Raw genomic sequence first — 3616 nt, 5'->3', positions numbered from 1 at the left:
GTATTAACCATTCTTGCAGGATTGATTCCATCCAAGATTGCGAGTAAAAAAGATCCTGTAGAGGCATTAAGAAGTGAGTAATCACTTCTTTTTTGGTATAATACCTGCGAGGTGATTTCATGATTCGAAAAGGAACGATTGAAGATGCAGAAATATTATCTAAGGTAGAAGCAACTTGTTTTCCACCCAATGAAGCAGCGACTTCAATAGAGATTCAGGAAAGATTGAATGTATATGCGAATCATTTTCTTTTATTGTTCGAAAAAAATCAATTGATTAGTTTTATCGATGGTTTTTGTACAAACCAAAGAGATTTAACGGATGAAATGTATAGTGATGCTTCGATGCATGATGAAGATGGTGACTGGCAAATGATATTTGGATTAAATACATTACCAGATTATCAAAAAAATGGTTATGCCGCGAAGATCATGTGTGCAATGATTGATTTGGCTAGACAAGAAAACCGAAAAGGATTAGTGTTAACTTGTAAAGATAGATTGGTGCCTTACTATAGTAAGTTTGGATTTAAAAATGAGGGTGTATCCTCAAGTGTTCATGGTGGTGTAGTGTGGTATCAAATGCGATTGGAGTTTTAGATGAAAATAATTCAAAAGGTAAAGAAATATCAGAAGAAAAAAGCAAAAAAAGCCGCAAAAGAAGAGTTGAAACAGATGATTCCTACGTTAAGAGGTCAATTGAATGAAGTGACTTCTGGTTTGGATGAATTAAATGGTCTTCTTAAAAAGATTACACGTTCATGAAGTCAAAGATTTATTTAGCTATCGATTTAAAGTCTTTCTATGCTTCTTGTGAATGTGTCTCTAGAGGATTGGATCCTTTAACTACAAATTTAGTTGTTGCGGATGCTTCTAGAACAGAAAAAACAATATGTTTGGCTGTATCGCCTTCTTTAAAGCAGTATGGAATTGGTGGAAGGTGTCGTTTGTTTGAGGTGAATCAAAAGGTAAGGCAAGTGAATGCCAAAAGGAAAAAGGGATTTTTGCGTTTTGATGGTAAGTCGAGTGATGATGAAATCTTAAAAAAGAATCCTAGATTTGAAGTCGATTTTTTAATTGCACCTCCAAGAATGAAATACTATTTGGATATCAGTACGCAAATCTATAATATATATTTGAAGTATGTTTCAAGCCAAGATATTCATGTATATTCTATTGATGAAGTGTTTATTGATGCGACGCCATATTTAAATACGTATCAATTAACACCCAAAGAGTTCGCGATGAAAATGATTTTAGATATTTATGAAACAACTGGCATCACGGCTACAGCAGGTATTGGTACGAATTTATATCTTGCCAAGGTGGCAATGGATATTGTGGCCAAACATAAAGATCCAGATGAAAATGGGGTTCGTGTTGCGGCTTTAAATGAATGTAGGTATCGTAAATTGTTGTGGAATCATAAGCCTTTGACTGATTTTTGGCGTGTTGGAAAAGGATATGAGAAAAGATTGCATAAACTAGGTATTGATACAATGGGTAAGCTTTGTACCTTTAGCTTGGAACATGAGGATGTTTTGTTTAAGACATTTGGTGTAAATGCCGAACTATTGATTGATCATGCGTGGGGATATGAACCTTGTACGATTGAAGATATCAAGGCATATAAGCCAGAAAAGAATAGTATAGGTTCGGGACAAGTCTTATCTTGTGGGTATGAAAAAGAAAAGGCTAAGATTTTAGTAAAGGAAATGGTGGAATCTTTAGCTTTAAGTTTGGTGGATAAGGATTTGGTGACAAATAAAGTGGTTCTTACTATTGGTTATGAAGCAAATGCGGATTATACGGGCGAAACGATGGTTGATTTTTATGGACGTGTTTTGCCGAAAAGCTTAAATAAAATTGTTCATTTACCTCAAAAGACAAATGCGAATTCAATTCTAAATCAAAATATATTGGATGTATATGATCAGTATGTGGATTCTAGTTTATTGGTGCGAAGAATCAATGTGGCGGCTGTTGAAGTGATAGATGAAAAGAATCGTGGCTTTGAACAGATGGATTTATTTTCAAATGTGGATGAAGAAGAATTAAAGAAGGAAAATGATCTTCAAAAGGTGACTTTAAAAATAAAGAATAAATATGGTAAGAATTCGATCTTAAAGGGAACGGATTTTGAGAAGGGTGCCAAGGCAAAAGAGCGAAATGCGCAGATTGGAGGGCATAAGGCATAATGGATGAAAGATGGTATACAATGGATCGCCCTAAAAGTAAATATCCAAAGATGTCTATGTCAGATCGTGCCGCTCAATTTGCGCCTTTTGCAGCTTTAACAGGTCATAAAGAAGCTGTGATAGAACAGGGTAGAATCACGCAGGAAAAAAGAATTTTATCAAATGAAGAAAAGCTTGAAATCAATGAGAAAATCACTGAATTGATGCATTTGAAATCGAAATGTAGAATCACTTATTTTGAAAAGGATAAGACAAAAAGTGGTGGTCAGTACATGGAGAGCGTTTTATCTTTTAAGCGTATAGATGAATTGAATAAGGTGTTATATTTTAAAGAGAATATTCAAATACAAATAGATGATATTGTAGATATTGAAGTATTGGAACAGTGATGTTCCTTTTTCTTTGGAAATACGAAAAAAAACAGCCATTGGCTGCTTGATAGAGATTGCATTCCTAATTTAAAACGCTTGTATTGTTGTCTTGTGAAGTTTATGCCTTTCAATCGTTTTAAATAGAATACTTGTTAGTGGAAAGATGATATCTTTTATTATGGGATATCGAACATGAGTATCAGATAGAAAATATTCTGAATACATTTATGTATAGTGCAATCTAAGAACACTCGTGACTTTATTCATGAGATGAATTAGATGTGCAGATGTTAGATAAATAATTTAAAAATAAATGATAAGTATAGTGCTTTAAATATATACATATGTTATAATATTGATGAGGTAAAAACATATGGAAGTTGTCAAAGGTAGAGGCTATGTCTATTCAATACAGTATCATATTGTATGGTGTGTAAAGTATCGTCGCAATATCTTGAATGGACAGGTCGCAACAAGATTAAAAGAGCTGCTGACTCAGATTTCAAAGGATAATGGTTTTCAAATTCTGGAAATGAATATAGAGGAAGATTACATCCGTATGCTGATCAATTGTACGCCGCAGCATTACATTCCAAATATTATAAAGGCTATGAAGGGTGTATCAGCCAGACTCTTGATGAAAGAGTTTGGGGATGATCTAAGATCCAAGTTATGGGGTGGACATCTATGGAATCCTTCTTATTTTGTAGCTACAGTTTCTGAAAATACAGAAGAACAGATTATAGAGTATATAAGAAGTCAAAAAAGAAAATAGCGAATCAATAAGGAGAAATCATCATGGAAAAGGCATTCAAGTATCGTATGTATCCAAATAGAGAACAAAGAATATTGCTGGCCAAGACTTTTGGCTGTACTCGTTTTGTATATAATCATTACCTGGCAAAACGTAAGGATGCCTATGAAAAAGATGGAATCACGTTAAGTTATTCGGCATGTGCTAAGGATCTAGTTTCTTTAAAGAAAGAATATGAATGGCTTAAGGAAGTGGATTCGATTGCTCTACAGTCAAGTGTAAAGAATCTGGATA

The 3616-nt window shown here is 34.0% G+C and carries 6 protein-coding genes; all 6 read left to right on the top strand.

The features are described 5' to 3' along the window. Nucleotides 1-119 precede the first annotated feature (119 nt). Nucleotides 120-599, top strand: coding sequence for a GNAT family N-acetyltransferase (locus ACZQCL_RS05640; RefSeq protein ID WP_482482144.1), 480 nt, complete (start codon nt 120-122; stop codon nt 597-599). Next, nucleotides 600-764, top strand: a complete 165-nt coding sequence (locus tag ACZQCL_RS05635; protein WP_158567584.1) for a hypothetical protein — start codon at nt 600-602, stop codon at nt 762-764. Beyond that, nucleotides 761-2197 (top strand): Y-family DNA polymerase, encoded by a 1437-nt coding sequence (locus ACZQCL_RS05630; protein ID WP_482482141.1) that lies wholly within the window; start codon nt 761-763, stop codon nt 2195-2197. The genes ACZQCL_RS05635 and ACZQCL_RS05630 overlap by 4 nt, the downstream gene beginning before the upstream one ends. Further along, entirely contained in the window at nt 2197-2586 is a 390-nt protein-coding gene (locus tag ACZQCL_RS05625) for a YolD-like family protein (protein ID WP_337527183.1), read from the top strand. Before ACZQCL_RS05630 ends, ACZQCL_RS05625 begins: the two co-directional genes overlap by 1 nt. Before the next feature lie 355 nt (nt 2587-2941). After that, nucleotides 2942-3343, top strand: a complete 402-nt coding sequence (gene tnpA / locus ACZQCL_RS05620) for an IS200/IS605 family transposase (RefSeq protein ID WP_418527137.1) — start codon at nt 2942-2944, stop codon at nt 3341-3343. A gap of 23 nt (nt 3344-3366) precedes the next feature. Continuing rightward, nucleotides 3367-3616, top strand: a 250-nt coding sequence (locus tag ACZQCL_RS05615; RefSeq protein ID WP_482482138.1) for a helix-turn-helix domain-containing protein, incomplete at its 3' end; no start/stop codon positions are given.

The sequence above is a fragment of the Holdemanella sp. genome (assembly GCF_056804935.1).
The sequence above is the reverse complement of the archived record's forward strand: the minus strand, read 5'-3'. Positions and strand labels throughout refer to the sequence as shown.